Consider the following 16,540-nt stretch of genomic DNA (forward strand, 5'->3'; position numbering starts at 1 on the left):
GCATGAGCTTCAATGACAACGTCCAACTGGATCCCTCCCAGGTGCAGGACCGTCGCGGCATGGGCCGCGGCGCCAAAGTGGGCGGCGGTATCGGGGGCGGGCTTATCCTGCTCATTGCGGCCCTGTTCGGCATTAACCCTGCCCTTTTGGACGGTCTCACCGGCGGGGCCGGCACGCCCGACCAAAACCATGGCACGGCACCGGCCTGCCAAACGGGTGCAGACGCCGACGCCCGCCTGGACTGCAGGATCACCGGCACGGTCAACAGCCTTAACGCGTTCTGGCCGGCCTACCTGCAGGACTACGGCGTGCAGTACCCGCAACCTAAGACCGTCATCTTCGATTCCGGCGTCAATACCGCTTGCGGCACCGCCTCCAGCGCCGTAGGCCCGTTCTATTGCCCCAATGACACCACGGCCTACTTCGATCCCGGTTTCTTCCAGGACCTGGTGGTCAGGTTCGGCTCGTCCGGCGGTCCCCTGGCCCAGGAATATGTGGTGGCCCACGAATTCGGGCACCACATCCAGAGAGTGCTGGGATACCTGGACCGCGGCCAGCAAGACCCGCAGGGACCGGAATCAGGCGCAGTCCGCGTGGAGCTCCAGGCCGACTGCTACGCCGGTCTTTGGGTCCGGCATGCAGCAACCCAGGCAGGTCCGGATGGGCAACCGTTCCTGGAACCGCTCACCCAGCAGGACCTGAACGACGCTCTCTCTGCCGCTTCCGCGGTAGGCGATGACCGGATCCAGGAAGCGGCCACCGGCCGCGTCTCACCCGAGGCCTGGACGCACGGTTCCAGCGAGCAAAGGCAGAAGTGGTTCTATACGGGCTACCAGAGCGGCGACATCAACCAGTGCGACACCTTCTCGGCTGCCAACCTCTGACTTAGGGTGGGTGGGGAGTACGACGACGGCCGGTCACCTTCGCGAAAAAGGTGACCGGCCGTCGTCGTACTCCTCAGCAGGGGCCTCCGCCGCCGCAGGCCGCATGGCCGAGCGGAGCGAGGTTAGGGAGGTGGTGGGGACGGACTCAGATGTTGAAGCCGAGGGCCCGCATCTGGTCCTTGCCGTCGTCGGTGATGCGTTCCGGACCCCACGGCGGCATCCAGACCCAGTTCAGGCGCCAGTCATCCACAACGCCGTCCAGGGCTTTCCCTACCTGCTCCTCGATCACGTCGGTGAGCGGGCAGGCGGCGGTGGTGAGGGTCATGTCGATCAGCAGCGCGCCGTCGTCGTCGGAGTACTTCAGGCCGTACAGCAGCCCGAGGTCCACGATGTTCACACCGAGTTCCGGGTCGATGACGTCCTTGAGAGCCTCTTCGACATCTTCGAGACCCGTCTGGGCCGCATTGATTTCGGTCATGGCAAGTCCTAACTAGGCCTTTGCTGCAGCGATGGTGGCTGCGCCGACGCCCGTGGCGTAGCGGTCGTAGCCTTCTTCTTCGAGGCGGTCGGCCAGTTCCGGGCCGCCCTCTTCGACAACCTGGCCGTCAACGAATACGTGGACGAAGTCAGGCTTAATGTAACGCAGGATGCGGGTGTAGTGCGTGATGAGCAGCGTGCCCATGTTGCCCGCTTCGTGTGCACGGTTGACGCCTTCGGAGACAACCTTGAGGGCGTCAACGTCGAGGCCGGAGTCGGTCTCGTCAAGGATCGCGAACTTCGGCTTGAAGAGCTCCAGCTGGAGGATCTCCACGCGCTTCTTCTCGCCGCCGGAGAAGCCTTCGTTGACGTTGCGCTGGGCGAAGTCGGCGTCGATGCGCAACTGGGCCATGGCGTCCTTGACTTCCTTGGTCCAGGTGCGCAGCTTGGGTGCTTCGCCGTCAATGGCGGTTTTTGCGGTGCGCAGGAAGTTGGTCATGCTGACACCGGGGACCTCCACGGGGTACTGCATGGCCAGGAAAACGCCGGCGCGGGCGCGCTGGTCGACGCTCATCGCGAGGACGTCTTCGCCGTCGAGGGTGATGGTGCCGCTCGTGACGTTGTAGCGCGGGTGGCCGGCGATGGTGGACGCCAAGGTGGACTTGCCGGAACCGTTGGGGCCCATGATGGCGTGGGTCTGGCCGGTCTTGATGGTCAGGCTGACGCCCTTTAGGATCTCCTTGGTGCCCTGCTCCGTGTCAATGCTGACGTGCAGGTCCTTGATCTCAAGAGTAGACATAAATCTTGTTCTCCTCTGCACCGGGCCCTTCGGCGGCGGTGCGGTTTTTGTCTGGAAGTTTGGTTCTGTTGCGTGGTATTGCCGCTGGCGGCTGATCTGTCCGGCTGATGCTGCTAGCTGAAGTTCGGGGCTGCCGCTCCGTTGAGGACGTTGGTGAAGTCCACGTAGACCTCATCTCCGTGGATCTCGACGGCGAACACCGGGACGGGATCGTAGGCGGGCAGCTGGAGCGGCTCACCGCTGCGCAGGTCGAACTGGGAGCCGTGGCCCCAGCATTCGATCATGCACCCCTCCACTTCGCCCTCGGACAAGGAAATGTCTGCGTGCGAGCAGGTGTCCCCGATGGCGTGGATTTCTCCCATGGAATCCTTGACGATGGCGACAGGGAAGTCGTCGATCAGGATCCGCAGCGCCTGCTTGAGCTGGATTTCATCCGTCTTACAGACAAGTTCGCCCTTTGGCTGGTCAGTCATCAGTCTGTCCGCGCCCTCTAGTTGTTCGTCACAGCGAGTTCGCGCTCAACAGCCTCGGTCAGCCGCTCTTCGAGGGCCGGCACCTTGATCTGCTGGATGATCTCGTGCAGGAAGCCACGGACCACCAGGCGGCGGGCAACATCCTCGGGGATGCCGCGGGCCATCAGGTAGAACAGGTGCTGGTCGTCCAGCCGGCCGGTGGCACTGGCGTGGCCGGCACCCTTGATCAGGCCGGTTTCGATTTCCAGGTTCGGAACCGAGTCGGCGCGGGCGCCGTCCGTGAGCAACAGGTTGCGGTTGGCTTCGTAGCTGTCGGTGCCCTCGGCTTCCTTGCGGATCAGCACGTCACCCACCCACACAGCGTGGGCATTGCGCCCCTGCAACGCGCCCTTGTACAGCACGTTGGAGGTGCAGTTGGCCACTGCGTGGTCAACGAACAGACGTTGCTCAAGGTGCTGGCCGGCGTCGGCAAAGTACAGGCCGAACATTTCCGCTTCGCCGCCGGGAGCCGTGAACCGTGCCGAGGGCGTGACGCGGACCAGGTCGCCGCCAAGGCTGACAACCACATGCTTGAGCTTGGCGTCGCGGCCGATCTTTGCCTGCTGCGAGGAGGCGTGCACGGCGTCGTCGTTCCATTCTTGGAGCGACACCACGGTCAGGTCGGCGCCGTCTTCTACAACGATTTCGATGTTCTCGGACACCACGGCCGAGCCCTTGTGGGCCAGGACCACAATGGACTTGGAGAACTTCTGGGCCACGATCACCAGGTGCTGGGCCGCTGCTGCCGTGCTGGTGCCTTCGACCAGGACGGTGATCTCGGTGTCGGCTTCAAATTCGGCCGGGATGGTGAGGACCGTGGCTTCCGCGAAGTTCTCCCAGGCGTTGGCGGACACGCGGTCCTCCGGGATGCCTGCTGAGCCGATACGCTTGTCGTCCCGGCCTACGGTCTCCACCGTGACCCGGTCAGGGCCGGTGACCGTGACAGTTGGAGCGGCACCTGCCAGAACCTCGCTGTGCAGCCCGCGAAGGCGCTTGAGCGGGGTGAACCGCCAGTCCTCTTCGAGCCCGGTCAACGGTTTGAAGTCCGCCAGGTTGTAGGACGTCAGCCGGCCGGCGCGTGAGCTGTCCGGGATACCGACGCCGCCGCCGTGGGAGTGGCGTTTGACCGCTTCGCCGGCCAGTGGGGCCTTGGACGTGGCCGCATTGATCGGAGAAAGGCTTTCGCCTTCCTCCGTGAAACCGTTAATAAACGGCTGGGCCGAGGGCGCGCCGATGCGGGCCTTTTCAGTAGTGATTTCAGTCATCGTTATCCGACGGACCCTTCCATCTGCAGTTCAATCAGGCGGTTTAGCTCAAGTGCGTACTCCATCGGGAGTTCGCGGGCGATGGGCTCGATGAAGCCACGGACGATCATCGCCATGGCCTCGTCTTCGCGCATGCCGCGGGACATCAGGTAGAAGAGCTGCTCTTCGCTGACCCGGGAAACAGTTGCTTCATGGCCCATCACCACGTCATCCTCACGGATGTCGATGTACGGGTAGGTGTCCGAACGGCTGATGGTGTCAACCAGCAGCGCGTCGCAACGGACCGTGTTGGCCGAGTGCTTGGCACCTTCACGGACCTGGACCAGGCCGCGGTAGGCAGCACGCCCGCCGCCGCGGGCCACGGACTTGGAAATGATGGAGCTCTTGGTGTTCGGCGCGATGTGCACCATCTTCGAGCCGGTGTCCTGGTGCTGGCCGGCGCCGGCGAAGGCGATGGACAGGGTCTCGCCCTTGGCGTGCTCGCCCACGAGGTAGACAGCCGGGTACTTCATGGTGACCTTGGAGCCGATGTTGCCGTCAACCCATTCCATGGTGGCGCCCTCTTCGCAGATGGCACGCTTGGTCACCAGGTTGTACACGTTGGTGGACCAGTTCTGGATGGTGGTGTAGCGGACGCGGGCGCCCTTCTTGACGATGATTTCCACCACGGCGGAGTGCAGCGAGTCCGAGGTGTAGATCGGCGCCGTGCATCCTTCGATGTAGTGGACGTAGGAGTCCTCGTCGGCGATGATCAGGGTCCGCTCGAACTGGCCCATGTTCTCCGTGTTGATCCGGAAGTAGGCCTGCAGCGGGATGTCCACGTGGACGCCCTTGGGGACGTACACAAAGGAACCACCGGACCAGACGGCCGTGTTCAGCGAGGCGAACTTGTTGTCGCCCACGGGAATGATGGTGCCGAAGTACTCCTGGAAGATCTCCGGGTGTTCGCGCAGCGCGGTGTCGGTGTCCAGGAAGATGACGCCCTGGGCTTCGAGGTCCTCGCGGATCTGGTGGTACACCACCTCGGACTCGTACTGGGCGGCAACACCGGAGACAAGGCGGCTGCGCTCAGCTTCCGGGATGCCCAGCTTCTCGTAGGTGTTCCGGATGTCCTCGGGGAGGTCTTCCCAGGTGGCGGCCTGCTTCTCGGTGGACCGCACGAAGTACTTGATGTTGTCGAAGTCGATGCCGGAGAGGTCTGCACCCCACGTGGGCATGGGCTTGCGGTCGAAGTACTTCAGGCCCTTGAGCCGAAGGTCGAGCATCCACTCCGGCTCGTTCTTCTTGGCCGAAATGTCACGGACGACCTCGTCATTGATGCCACGGCGGGCGTTGGCGCCGACGTCGTTCTTGTCGGACCAGCCGTACTCGTACGTGCCGATGCCGTGGAGCTCGGGATTCTTTTCCAGAATCTCCGAGATCACAGTGTCTTCGGCTACCGCTTTCTCTGATAGTTGGTCCGTCATCACGGCCTTTCTTGCTGCTGGTTGGTTACTTCATCCAGGCTGGCGGGGGCTGCATGCGGGACCTGAGGTCCCCCGGCAGCCAGCCGGCCTGTGGGAATGTGGGTTGTGCAGACGTGCCCACCGCGCGCCAGCGTGGACAGGCGGCGCACGTCCACGCCTACCAGCCGGGAGAAGACGTCGGTCTCCACGTCGCAGAAAACAGGAAAGTGGGCAGCGAGCTGCTGGATGGGGCAGTGTCCCTGGCAGAGCTGGACGCTGGACAGTGCCGCCGGCAGGGGGGCCTTTGCCTCGATCGAAGCGGCCGAAGAGACAAACCCGTCCCGGCTCAGGGCCTCGGACAGCGCACGCGCCCGGGCAGTGATGTCCGTGCCGGCCTGTTCGATCTCAGGTGCGTAGCGGCGTTCCATATCGGCGAAACGCTCGACGGCGAACGCGCGGACCGCCTCGTCGCCCGCCAGCTCCTGGAGCTGCTTGAGCGCCAGGGTGGCGATGTCGAGGTAATCGTTGCCAAGCGTGGACTGGCCCTGCGAGCTCAGGACGTACCGGCGGGCCGGGCGTCCCGCGCCAGCACCGGCCCTGGCGATGCGCTTGACCTCAATGACACCGCTGCGGTCAAGGTGGTCCAGGTGCCTCCGGACGGCGGCAGGCGTAAACCCCAGCAGGTCGCCGAGTTCCGCCGCGCTGATGGGGCCATGCTCCAGAACGGCACCCAGAACACGGTCCCGGGTACGCTCGTCAGGATCCGCCGCCGGCACAGCGGCAACGTGGCCGCGGTCTGGGGTGGTACGCGGCGCTCCGTGCCCGGCAAAGGGCACAGCAGTAGCGTTCGTCATGGAATACACAACACAATCATGTCGTAATTTAGTCCCCCGTGCCAGTAAGGTGAGGCTGACCTGCGGCGGCCTCCGAAGCACGGGACGAAGTACTACATCCCGTAGAATGCTGGGGTGCGATCCCCCGAATCCCCGGTTCTGTCCATCAGCGGGTTAATTAAGGATGTTGGTCCGCTGGCCAGCCTGGATGGAAAGATGCTCCGGGTGGTGAGCGGTGTCTCCCTCATCGCCGAACGCGGCCAGGTGACCGCCCTCCTCGGGGCCAATGGCGCCGGGAAAACCACCACCATCGAGTGTGCCCAGGGCCTGCAAACACGCAGTGGGGGAACCATCTCGCTGCTGGGGCAGGATCCCGGCCGATCGGGGGCTGACCTGCGCTCCCGCGTTGGCGTGATGCTTCAGGATGGCGGGCTCCCGCCGTCGGCCAGGCCTATTCCGCTCCTGCGCCACATCGCAGGGATGTACGCACGGCCCCGGTCCGTGGACGATCTCGTCCAGCGGCTCGGCATCGGTGCCTTCGCCAGGACGTCGGTGCGGCGGCTTTCCGGGGGCCAGAAGCAGCGGCTGGCCCTGGCCGCGGCCCTCATTGGCAATCCGGAGGTCCTCTTCCTGGACGAACCCAGCGCAGGACTTGACCCGCAGTCGCGGCAGCTGGTGTTTGAGCTCATCGCTGAGCTGCGGGACGGTGGCATGGGAATCATCCTGACCACGCACCTCATGGATGACGCGCAGCGGCTGGCCGACTACGTCTACATTATCGATGCCGGGCGCAACGTCGCCGAGGGTACCGTGGCACAGCTCCTGCAGCGCGACCCCGCCGTCGAATCGGGCGAACATATCCGGACTCTCTTCTTCGAAACTGAGGCGGGGCTCAACCTCGACGGCGTGTTTCCCGCCGCCATCTCGGTCCGCGAGACACGGGCCGGCAGCTACGTGGCCACCGGTCCGCTTACGCCGCGGGACCTGGCTGCACTCGCCTCGTGGTGGGCCGCCCACGGTGTCATGCCCACCTCACTCAGCCTCGAAGCGCGCAGCCTCGAAGACGTCTTCCTGGATATTTCGGGAAAGGAGATCCGATGACAGCCCCGTCAAACGCCGCCCTACGCCAGGCTCCGGCCACCCTCCTCCGCCGCATCCTGCTGCAGGGCAAGTACGAAGCGGTCGCCATGCTCAGGAACGGCGAGCAACTGATCCTTGCTGTGGTGCTGCCGCTGCTCGCCCTGGTAGGCCTGACTGTCACACCGCTGCTGGACGGACTCGGCGGGAGCCGAATAAATATCGCGGTTCCCGGCATCCTTGCGCTGTGCGCCCTGTCCACGGCGTTCACCGGCCAGGGCATAGCCACCGGGTTCGACCGCCGTTACGGAGTCCTTCGCTTCCTGTCCACCACGCCGCTTGGCCGCCCGGGGCTTATTGCCGGCAAGGTCCTGGCCGTGCTGACTGTGCTCGCGCTGCAGGTGGTGGTGGTGACAGTGGTGGCACTGTTTCTTGGCTGGGGTCCGCCGGCCGCCGGCTGGCTGCCCGGCCTCGCCTTGCTGGTTCTGGGCGCTGCGGCGTTCACGGCGCTCGGGCTGCTGGTCGCCGGCACCGTCCGGCCTGAGGCCACCCTGGCCATCACCAACCTGTTGTGGATTCTGCTTGGTGCTTTGGGCGGCATCGTTATTCCCCCTGACCGGCTGCCTGCCGTCGTGCAGTCGGTTGTGCACTACCTGCCCTCCGGCGCGCTGGGCGAGGCCTTGCGCCAGGCCTTCTTGGTCGGCACTGTTAATTTCGGTGCCGCCCTTATCCTGCTGATCTGGACAATCCTTGCCGGAGCAGCAGCCATCCGTTGGTTCAAGTGGAATTGAGATACCCGTGAGCACGGCTTCACGCCTCCCCCAGTTTGCAGGCCGCCTGGCGTCGCGGCTGCCCCGTACCGTTGATGCCCGCGTGCGGCGCCTTGCTGTTGCGTCGCTCGTTGGCCAGATCCTGCTGGTGGTCACCGGCGGCGCAGTCAGGCTGACCGCGTCCGGCCTGGGCTGCCCCACATGGCCGCGGTGCACGGACACGTCCCTGGTCAACACCGCGGAGATGGGGATCCACGGGTTCATTGAGTTCGGCAACCGGCTCCTGACTTTCGCCCTCGCCGCGGTTGCAGTCCTCATGCTGGTGTACTTGTGGAACCTACGCAAGGAACGCCGGGACCTGTTCCTGCTGGCGCTGGGCCTGTTGGCCAGCATCCCGGCACAGGCAGTGATCGGCGGCATCACCGTGCTGACCAACCTTAATCCGTGGGTGGTGGGACTGCACTTCCTGGTGTCCATGGCTTTGGTGGTCATTGCAACGCTGCTCGTTAACCGGGCCTACGGCCGGACCGGACGTTTTGCCACCAACGCGCTCCCCGCCTTGCCGGGCGTACTGCGTCCGGTGACCTCCGCCGTCGCGATTTTCTCCGCAGTGGCCGTCATCCTCGGCGTAGTGGTGACCGGCGCGGGTCCCCATGCCGGTGATGCCGATGCACCGCGCAACGGCCTGGACTGGGACCTCTTCTCCCATATCCATGCTGTGCCGGCATACCTGGTCACGGCAGGAACCCTGTTCGCGCTGGTACTGGTGTTTGCTCGACCCATACCGGGCCCTTACCGGACAGCAACGCTCCTGGTAATGGCCGTCACGCTCCTGCAGGCTGTCATCGGATTCACGCAGTACTACAATGGGATCCCTTCCCTGCTGGTCGGCGCCCACATGCTTGGCGCGGCACTGTTGATGAGCACCGCAACGAACGCCGCCGACGTCGCCCATTCCAGCCCGACCAAGTAGCCCGCAGCGCGCCCCAAGCGCGCCAAGCGCGCCAAGTCAGAGTGCCACGGTTCCGAGGGACCGTGGCACTTCCCCCTTAAAACGCTCTCACACTCAATGCAGGACATCGACGGCCCCTCTCTCACTCCCTGCAGGTTTTGGCCAAACGCCCTCTCACTCCCGCAGACAAAAGGACAGACCCTCCCTCACCTGAGGTGAGGGAGGGTCTGTCAATTTCCTGCACTAAGTGCGGGAGGGTTGGAAGATGCATGCATTAAGTGAGAGAGCGTCCCGGTGGGAGGGGGGGCGTCCGGTCGGTTAGCCGATGATGGCGGAGCCGATGAACGGATCCACGGCCAAGGCGATGAACAGCAGTGTCAGGTAGCTGATGGAGCCGTGGAAGACTTTCATGGCCCTCTTGTCCGAGATGTCTTCGCGCTGCGCCCGGCTGTACAGGGCATGCGACACGTAGAGGAACCACGCCCCGGCAAGGACAGCCGTCACCGTGTAGACCCAACCTGCACCGCCGGCCGGAATCATCAGCAGCGAGCAGGCCACCATGGCCCACGCATAGAGGACCACCTGGACGGAAACCACCTTGGCGCCGGCAATCGCGCCGAGCATTGGCACGTTGGCGTTGCGGTAATCCTCGCCGTAGCGCATGGACAGCGGCCAGTAGTGCGGCGGCGTCCAGAGGAAAATCACCATGAACAGGATGATGGCCGGCCACTCGACGGTGTTGGTCACGGCGGCCCAGCCGATCACCACGGGGAAGCAGCCCGCAGCCCCGCCCCACACAATGTTTTGGGCAGTGCGGCGCTTGAGGATGATCGTGTAGATGATCACGTAGAAGAAGATTGCGGCGAACCCGAGCCACGCGGCCAGCGGATTGGCGCCGAACCAGAGAATCACGATGGCCGCCACGCCAAGGAGCCAGGAGAAAATCAGCGCCTCACGCGGGGTCACCTCACCGGTGACCAGCGGCCGGTTCTCAGTGCGGTGCATCAGTTTGTCGATGTCGCGGTCAAAGTAGCAGTTGAATGCCCCTGCGCTGCCGGCGGCAAAGGCGCCCCCCACCAGGGTGGCGAGGATCAGCCCGATCGACGGAAAACCCCGTTCGGCGTAAATCATGGTGGGCAACGTGCTGACGAGCAACAGCTCAATGACGCGCGGTTTGGTGAGGGCCAAATACGCCTTGGCCTTACGGGCCAGCATGGCTCCCCCCCGTGCGCGGGAAGCATTAAGCGGCGTATCGGTTGTGCTCACGGTGGCAGTCACCCGTTCTGGTTGGCAGTTCTGTCTGACGGTGCAGCTGGATCATGTGGCCGTTTGCCCGGGCGGCCCGCCAATAGTGATCAGAAGAAGGTCCCGGCAATGTCTGGAGTCCGCCGCAACCCCCGAGGGTCACGGCTACCCGGCGTCGGCCTCCAAATATCATACCGTGCGCTTTTGTAACAGATGCCCCGGCATTAGGCCCAGATGATTGCTCGCAGGACGATTCGAGCAGATTAACTCAACCGCACGGAACACTCATTCACATAACGCGAAATTGCGTCCAAAAGGTGAGATTTTCGCCGATCCGACGTTGGAACCGAGCTAAGCTGTCACCAGATCAGCACGTAGAGGGCACGCAGTGGAAAACGCCTTCCAGGCGGCCTGCGTCTGAGCGATAGATCAAACGTTTCGATGGTGAACGGCTGGTACGCACCGCAGCGGGCACCTCAGCGTGTCCCGCACCGGATCCGGTGTACCACCCACCATCAGCACAGAGAGGGGCCCGGTTTTCGTGCCACATTTGGAAGAGCAAGAACTGTCATGGACCGATTTGGACCAGCGCGCGGTGAATACAGCCCGTGTCCTGGCTGCGGATGCTGTGGAGAAGGTCGGTAACGGCCACCCTGGCACGGCCATGAGCCTGGCCCCGGCCGCGTACCTCCTCTTCCAGAAACTCATGCGCCACGATCCCCGGAACCCGGACTGGCTGGGACGCGACCGCTTTGTCCTGTCGCCCGGCCACACCTCGCTGACCCTTTACATCCAGCTGTTCCTGTCCGGCTACGGGCTGGAACTGAAGGACCTTGAGGCGCTCCGCACCTGGGATTCCCTCACGCCGGGACACCCGGAGTACAAGCACACCGCCGGCGTTGAGATCACCACCGGCCCGCTGGGCCAGGGGCTCGCTTCCTCGGTCGGGTTCGCTTACTCCCAGCGCCGGATGCGCGGCCTCTTCGACGCCGACGCTGCCGAGGGCTCCAGCCCCTTTGACCACACGATCTGGGTCATTGCTTCCGACGGCGACATGCAGGAGGGCGTCACGTCCGAGGCTTCCTCGCTGGCCGGGCACCAGGAACTGGGCAACCTCGTAGTGATCTACGACGAGAACCACATCTCCATCGAGGACGACACAGACATCTCCTTCACCGAGGATGTCCTCAAGCGCTACGAGGCGTACGGCTGGCACACCCAGCGCGTTGACTGGACTAAGACCGGCGAATACGTCGAAGACGTCCAGGAGCTCTACTCCGCCCTGCTCGCCGCGAAGGCCGAGACCTCCAAGCCGTCCATCATCTCGCTGCGCACTATCATCGGGTACCCGGCGCCGAAGAAGCAGAACACCGGCAAGATCCACGGATCCGCCCTCGGCGCTGACGAAGTCGCAGGCCTCAAGGAGGTCCTGGGCTTCGACCCGGCCAAGTCCTTCGAGGTGGACCAGGAGGTCCTGGCCCACGCCCGCTCCGTGGTTGACCGCGGCGCTGCCGCCCGCAAGGAGTGGGAAGAGTCCTTCAACTCCTGGCAGGCAGCCAACCCCGAAGGCGCAGCACTCCTGCAGCGCATCGAGGCCCGCGAACTGCCCGCCGGCCTCGACGCCGCCCTCCCGGTCTTCGAAGCGGGCAAGGACGTCTCCACCCGCGCGGCTTCCGGTAAAGTGCTCAACGCACTCGGACCGGTTATGCCGGAACTCTGGGGCGGCTCGGCTGACCTTGCCGAGTCCAACAACACCACGATCGAAGGCTCGCCGTCGTTCGTGCCCGCGTCCAAGCAGACCAATGCCTGGTCCGGCAACCCGTACGGCCGCGTCCTGCACTTCGGCATCCGCGAGCACGCCGCGGCCGCGATCGTGAACGGCATTTCGCTGCACGGCAATACGCGCGCATTCTCCGGAACCTTCCTGATCTTCAGCGACTACCAGCGCCCGGCCATCCGCCTCTCAGCCCTGATGGGTGTCCCGTCCATCTACGTCTGGTCGCATGACTCCATCGGCCTGGGCGAGGACGGCCCCACCCACCAGCCGGTGGAACAGCTCTCCACCCTGCGCGCCATCGTGGGCCTCGACGTAGTCCGCCCCGGCGACGCAAACGAGGTAGGCATCGCGTGGAAGACCATGCTGGAGAACCACGAAAACCCGGCCGGTATCGTCCTGACCCGCCAGAACATCCCCACCTATGCCCGTGGTGAAGGCGCGGCCGACGGCGACACGTTCGGTTCCGTTGCCGGCGTCGCCAACGGCGGCTACGTCCTCGCCGAAGCTTCCAAGGACGGCGCGACCGTTCCGGCGGACGTGATCCTGATCGGCACAGGGTCCGAGGTCCAGTTGGCCGTCCAGGCCCGCGAAGCCCTCCAGGCCGAGGGCATTGCCGCCCGCGTGGTCTCCATGCCGTGCGTTGAGTGGTTCAACAAGCAGGACGCGGCCTACCGCGATTCCGTGCTTCCCGCCGCCGTCAAGGCCCGCGTCTCGGTCGAAGCCGGCCTGGCACTGGGCTGGAAGGAATTCGTCGGCGACGCCGGCCGCTCCATCAGCCTCGAACACTACGGCGCTTCCGCCGACTACAAGCGCCTTTTCAAGGAGTTCGGCATCACCGCGGAGGCTGTTGCCGCCGCTGCCAAGGACTCCCTCGCCGGCCTGCAGGCCTAACCCAAATTTTAGGAGATAACACCATGACTACCCCCACACAGCAGCTCTCCGACGCCGGAGTATCCATCTGGCTCGATGACCTCTCCCGCAGCCGCCTCGAGACCGGCACGCTCCGCAAGCTGATCGAGGAGAAGAACGTTGTTGGTGTCACCACCAACCCGTCCATCTTCCATGCCGCCATCACCGCCGGCACGGACTACGACGCCACCATCGCGGCACAGGCAGCCGCCGGCGCCAGCGTCGAGGAGACAATCTTCGAAATCACCACCACCGACGTCGCTGACGCCTGCGACCTGTTCGTCCCCGTGGCAGCAGTGTCCAAGGGCGTTGACGGCCGCGTGTCCATTGAAGTTGACCCGCGCCTCGCCTGGGACACGGCCGGCACCATCGCCGAAGCCAAGCACCTGTACAAGAAGGTCAACAAGGACAACGTCCACATCAAGATCCCGGCAACCCTCGAGGGCCTCGAAGCGATCACCGCTACCCTCGCCGAAGGCATCAGCGTCAACGTGACCCTGATCTTCTCGCTGGAGCGCTACCGCGCCGTTATCAACGCTTTCCAGTCGGGCCTCGAGCAGGCCAAGGAAAACGGGCACGACCTCGCCAAGATCCACTCGGTCGCCTCGTTCTTCGTCTCCCGCGTGGACTCCGAAATCGACAAGCGCCTCGACGCCCTCGGCACCGATGAAGCCAAGGCCCTCAAGGGCAGGGCCGGCGTGGCCAACGCCCGCCTGGCCTACCAGGTCTACGAAGAGCTCTTCGCCACCGAGCGCTGGGCGGTCCTGGCCGAAGCGGGCGCACTCCCCCAGCGTCCGCTCTGGGCCTCCACCGGCGTCAAGGACCCGGCCTACCCGGACACCCTCTACGTCACCGAGCTCGTCGCCCCGGGGGTAGTCAACACCATGCCGGAGAAGACCCTCGACGCCACGTTTGACCACGGCGTCGTTACCGGTGACACGATCTCGGGCACCTACGCCGAGGCCAACGCGGTGCTTGACGCACTGGACGACCTGGGCATCTCCTACAACGAGGTTGTAGCCCTCCTCGAATCCGAAGGCCTCGACAAGTTCGTGGCCAGCTGGAAGGAACTGCTGGCCGACGTCGAAGGCGCCCTCGCCTCTGCACGGAAGGCTTCCTAACCCACTATGAGCACTCTCAGCTACGACGCCACCGGTGCCGCGCAGCAGGCACTCGAGCAGCACCTGCCCACCCTCGTTGCGGATCGCATCGCCACCCGGATCTTCGCCAAGGACCACACCCTGTGGGGTCCCGACGCCGAGGCCGAGTCTGCTGTCCGCCTCGGCTGGGTCGAGGCGGCCACCGTCTCGCAGGCCCTCGTGGGCGGCATCCTGGAGCTCCGTGATGCCCTGAAGGCGGACGGCGTGACCCGCATCGTGCTTTGCGGCATGGGCGGATCCTCGCTGGCTCCCGAGGTCATCACCGGCACCGCTGGCGTCGAGCTGACCGTACTGGACAGCACGGACCCCGACCAGGTCCGTGCTGCCCTCGCCGACCGGCTGGCCGAGACCGCGATTGTGGTTTCTTCCAAGTCCGGATCCACCTTGGAGACCGACTCCCAGCGCCGGATCTTCGAGCACGCCTTCACCGAAGCCGGCATCGATGCGAAGAGCCGCATCATCATCGTCACCGATCCCGGCTCCCCGCTGGACAAGGCATCCCGCGAGGCCGGCTACCGCGCCGTCTTCAATGCGGACCCGAATGTCGGCGGCCGGTACTCGGCCCTCACCGCCTTCGGCCTGGTTCCTTCTGGCCTGGCCGGCGTCGACATCCAGGCCTTCCTGGATGAGGCCGAGGAAGCCGCCGAGATCCTTAATGACGACGCCCCGGAAAACATCGGCCTGGCCCTCGGGACGGCCCTGGGCGGAACCAATCCGCTGCGGAACAAGATTGTCATTGCCGAGGACGGCTCCGGCATTGTGGGCTTCGCCGACTGGGCCGAACAGCTCATCGCCGAATCCACCGGAAAGCTCGGCACCGGCGTCCTGCCGGTAGTAGCCGGACCCGCCTCGCCCGAGGTCACCTCCGGTGCCGGCGACGTCCTGGTGGTGCGGCTGGTAGCCGCCGACGCCGACGTCGAGCTCGGTGAAAATGAGGTGGCCATCGCTGGCGGCCTCGCCACCCAGATGATGGTGTGGGAGTTCGCCACGGCCGTAGCGGGGCGCCTGCTGGGGATCAACCCGTTCGACCAGCCTGACGTGGAAGCGGCGAAGGTGGCCGCCCGCGGCCTGCTGGATGCACAGCCCGAACCCACGCGGGCTGCCTTTGCAGATGGTGCCATCGAGGTCCGCGGTGGTGACTGGCTCCGTGGTGCCGCCACTGCGGAGGAGGCCGTTGGCGCCCTGCTGGGAACGCTCGACGACGACAGCTACCTCAGTGTCCAGGCCTACTTTGACCGGCTGGCCTTCGCAGACCTGGAAGGCATCCGCGACCAGCTCGCCGGTGCCAGCGGCCGCCCGGTCACGTTCGGCTGGGGCCCGCGCTTCCTGCACTCGACCGGGCAGTTCCACAAGGGTGGCCCCGCCATCGGCGTTTTCCTGCAGGTTACCGCCGCTCCCGCCGAAGACCTGGCCATCCCGGACCGTCCCTTCACGTTCGGGGAACTGATTTCCGCCCAGGCAGCAGGCGACGCCCAGGTCCTGGCCGGTCATGGCCGCCCGGTCCTGCGCCTGCACCTCACAGACCGCGCCGCCGGCGTCGAACAGCTGCAGGGCATCATTGCAGCGCTTGGCGCCCGGTCAGCATCCCTCTCCGACAGCTAAGGCTCAACCGCAACCATGCCAGAAACTGAAAACGGCAGGAATTCCACGACGCGTTCCGGTAGGTCGGGGCGTAACCCGCTCAGGGATCCGCGGGACCGTCGGTTGTCCCGGATCGCCGGTCCGTCGTCGTTGGTGCTTTTCGGGGTGACTGGGGATCTTGCCCGTAAGAAGCTCATGCCGGCCGTGTATGACCTCGCGAACCGGGGTCTGTTGCCGCCGAGTTTCGCGCTGGTGGGTTTCGGCCGCCGGGACTGGACGGATGAGGATTTCGCCGCCGAGGTGAAGGCGTCGGTGCAGGCGTCCGCGCGGACCCCGTTTGATGAGGCGGTGTGGAACCAGCTCTCCGAAGGCATCCGTTTTGTGCAGGGCGAGTTCGACGACGATGACGCGTTTGAGCGTCTCGGCGACACGATCGCTGAACTCGATGAAGTCCGCGGGACGCGGGGTAATCACGCGTTCTACCTCTCGATCCCGCCGAAGGCGTTCGAGCAGGTCTGTCGGCAGCTGTCCAAGCACGGCCTCGCGCAGGCTGAGGGGGACAAGTGGCGGCGGGTGGTGATCGAGAAGCCGTTCGGGCATGACCTGGAGTCGGCACGGGCGCTGAACGACATTGTGGAGTCGGTGTTCCCGCCGGACGCGGTGTTCCGCATCGACCATTACCTGGGCAAGGAGACGGTCCAGAACATCCTGGCGCTGCGGTTCGCGAACCAGCTGTTCGAACCGTTGTGGAACGCGAACTACGTGGACCACGTCCAGATCACCATGGCCGAGGACATCGGCACCGGCGGCCGGGCCGGGTATTACGACGGCGTGGGCGCTGCGCGCGACGTCAT

Annotated in this window: 15 protein-coding genes; 8 read left to right on the top strand and 7 right to left on the bottom strand. The window is 65.0% G+C overall.

Annotated elements, in window-relative coordinates; all coding sequences use genetic code 11:
- Positions 1-2 precede the first annotated feature (2 nt).
- Positions 3-884, top strand: coding sequence for a KPN_02809 family neutral zinc metallopeptidase (gene ypfJ, locus ABIB45_RS13440; RefSeq protein ID WP_354216356.1), 882 nt, complete (start codon positions 3-5; stop codon positions 882-884).
- Between the two features lie 145 nt (positions 885-1,029).
- On the opposite strand, the gene ABIB45_RS13445 is transcribed toward ypfJ, so the two are convergent.
- The 6 genes from ABIB45_RS13445 to ABIB45_RS13470 all read right to left on the bottom strand — a co-directional run bounded on the left by ABIB45_RS13445 (position 1,030) and on the right by ABIB45_RS13470 (position 6,245).
- A complete protein-coding gene (locus tag ABIB45_RS13445) occupies positions 1,030-1,362 on the bottom strand; it encodes a metal-sulfur cluster assembly factor (protein ID WP_354216357.1) in 333 nt (110 codons plus the stop codon).
- Positions 1,363-1,374: 12 nt separating this feature from the next.
- Positions 1,375-2,160 (bottom strand): Fe-S cluster assembly ATPase SufC, encoded by a 786-nt coding sequence (gene sufC, locus ABIB45_RS13450; protein WP_354216358.1) that lies wholly within the window; start codon positions 2,158-2,160, stop codon positions 1,375-1,377.
- 113 nt (positions 2,161-2,273) lie between these two features.
- The gene (locus ABIB45_RS13455; RefSeq protein WP_354216359.1) at positions 2,274-2,633 is read right to left on the bottom strand and encodes a non-heme iron oxygenase ferredoxin subunit; all 360 of its coding nucleotides are present in this window, start codon (positions 2,631-2,633) and stop codon (positions 2,274-2,276) included.
- Positions 2,634-2,650: 17 nt separating this feature from the next.
- Positions 2,651-3,937 carry a Fe-S cluster assembly protein SufD gene (gene sufD, locus ABIB45_RS13460; RefSeq protein WP_354216360.1) on the bottom strand — a complete coding sequence of 429 codons (1,287 nt, stop codon included), beginning with the start codon at positions 3,935-3,937 and terminating at the stop codon, positions 2,651-2,653.
- A gap of 2 nt (positions 3,938-3,939) precedes the next feature.
- On the bottom strand, positions 3,940-5,403 hold the full coding sequence (sufB, locus tag ABIB45_RS13465; protein WP_354216361.1) for a Fe-S cluster assembly protein SufB: 1,464 nt from the start codon (positions 5,401-5,403) through the stop codon (positions 3,940-3,942).
- Positions 5,403-6,245 (bottom strand): helix-turn-helix transcriptional regulator, encoded by an 843-nt coding sequence (locus ABIB45_RS13470; RefSeq protein WP_354216362.1) that lies wholly within the window; start codon positions 6,243-6,245, stop codon positions 5,403-5,405. The genes sufB and ABIB45_RS13470 overlap by 1 nt, the downstream gene beginning before the upstream one ends.
- Positions 6,246-6,350: 105 nt before the next feature.
- On the opposite strand from ABIB45_RS13470, the gene ABIB45_RS13475 reads away from it, so the two are divergent.
- From ABIB45_RS13475 to ABIB45_RS13485, 3 genes are read left to right on the top strand one after another with little or no spacing between them, the layout of a single operon-like run.
- The gene (locus ABIB45_RS13475; RefSeq protein ID WP_354216363.1) at positions 6,351-7,316 is read left to right on the top strand and encodes an ABC transporter ATP-binding protein; all 966 of its coding nucleotides are present in this window, start codon (positions 6,351-6,353) and stop codon (positions 7,314-7,316) included.
- The gene (locus tag ABIB45_RS13480) at positions 7,313-8,083 is read left to right on the top strand and encodes an ABC transporter permease (protein ID WP_354216364.1); all 771 of its coding nucleotides are present in this window, start codon (positions 7,313-7,315) and stop codon (positions 8,081-8,083) included. Before ABIB45_RS13475 ends, ABIB45_RS13480 begins: the two co-directional genes overlap by 4 nt.
- Before the next feature lie 7 nt (positions 8,084-8,090).
- Positions 8,091-9,035, top strand: a complete 945-nt coding sequence (locus ABIB45_RS13485; protein WP_354216365.1) for a COX15/CtaA family protein — start codon at positions 8,091-8,093, stop codon at positions 9,033-9,035.
- 297 nt (positions 9,036-9,332) lie between these two features.
- On the opposite strand, the gene ABIB45_RS13490 is transcribed toward ABIB45_RS13485, so the two are convergent.
- Positions 9,333-10,292: a heme o synthase gene (locus tag ABIB45_RS13490; RefSeq protein WP_354216366.1), complete on the bottom strand. Its 960-nt coding sequence runs from the start codon at positions 10,290-10,292 to the stop codon at positions 9,333-9,335.
- Positions 10,293-10,809: 517 nt separating this feature from the next.
- Here ABIB45_RS13490 and tkt point away from each other — a divergent pair.
- From tkt to ABIB45_RS13510, 4 genes are all read left to right on the top strand, one after another.
- Positions 10,810-12,927, top strand: coding sequence for a transketolase (gene tkt / locus ABIB45_RS13495; protein WP_354216376.1), 2,118 nt, complete (start codon positions 10,810-10,812; stop codon positions 12,925-12,927).
- Positions 12,928-12,950: 23 nt separating this feature from the next.
- On the top strand, positions 12,951-14,066 hold the full coding sequence (tal, locus tag ABIB45_RS13500; RefSeq protein ID WP_354216367.1) for a transaldolase: 1,116 nt from the start codon (positions 12,951-12,953) through the stop codon (positions 14,064-14,066).
- Positions 14,067-14,072: 6 nt separating this feature from the next.
- Positions 14,073-15,707, top strand: a complete 1,635-nt coding sequence (locus ABIB45_RS13505; RefSeq protein ID WP_354216368.1) for a phosphoglucose isomerase-related protein — start codon at positions 14,073-14,075, stop codon at positions 15,705-15,707.
- 15 nt (positions 15,708-15,722) lie between these two features.
- A partial coding sequence (locus tag ABIB45_RS13510) for a glucose-6-phosphate dehydrogenase (RefSeq protein ID WP_354216369.1) occupies positions 15,723-16,540 on the top strand: 818 nt, incomplete at its 3' end.

Source organism: Arthrobacter sp. UYCo732 (assembly GCF_040547265.1).
In the GTDB taxonomy this organism is placed as follows: domain Bacteria; phylum Actinomycetota; class Actinomycetes; order Actinomycetales; family Micrococcaceae; genus Arthrobacter.

Coding starts and splice junctions, on each gene's coding strand:
- ypfJ (WP_354216356.1), top strand. CDS start 3: ATGAGCTTCAATGACAACGTCCAACTGGATCCCTCCCAGGTGCAGGAC.
- ABIB45_RS13445 (WP_354216357.1), bottom strand. CDS start 1,362: ATGACCGAAATCAATGCGGCCCAGACGGGTCTCGAAGATGTCGAAGAG.
- sufC (WP_354216358.1), bottom strand. CDS start 2,160: ATGTCTACTCTTGAGATCAAGGACCTGCACGTCAGCATTGACACGGAG.
- ABIB45_RS13455 (WP_354216359.1), bottom strand. CDS start 2,633: ATGACTGACCAGCCAAAGGGCGAACTTGTCTGTAAGACGGATGAAATC.
- sufD (WP_354216360.1), bottom strand. CDS start 3,937: ATGACTGAAATCACTACTGAAAAGGCCCGCATCGGCGCGCCCTCGGCC.
- sufB (WP_354216361.1), bottom strand. CDS start 5,403: ATGACGGACCAACTATCAGAGAAAGCGGTAGCCGAAGACACTGTGATC.
- ABIB45_RS13480 (WP_354216364.1), top strand. CDS start 7,313: ATGACAGCCCCGTCAAACGCCGCCCTACGCCAGGCTCCGGCCACCCTC.
- tal (WP_354216367.1), top strand. CDS start 12,951: ATGACTACCCCCACACAGCAGCTCTCCGACGCCGGAGTATCCATCTGG.
- ABIB45_RS13505 (WP_354216368.1), top strand. CDS start 14,073: ATGAGCACTCTCAGCTACGACGCCACCGGTGCCGCGCAGCAGGCACTC.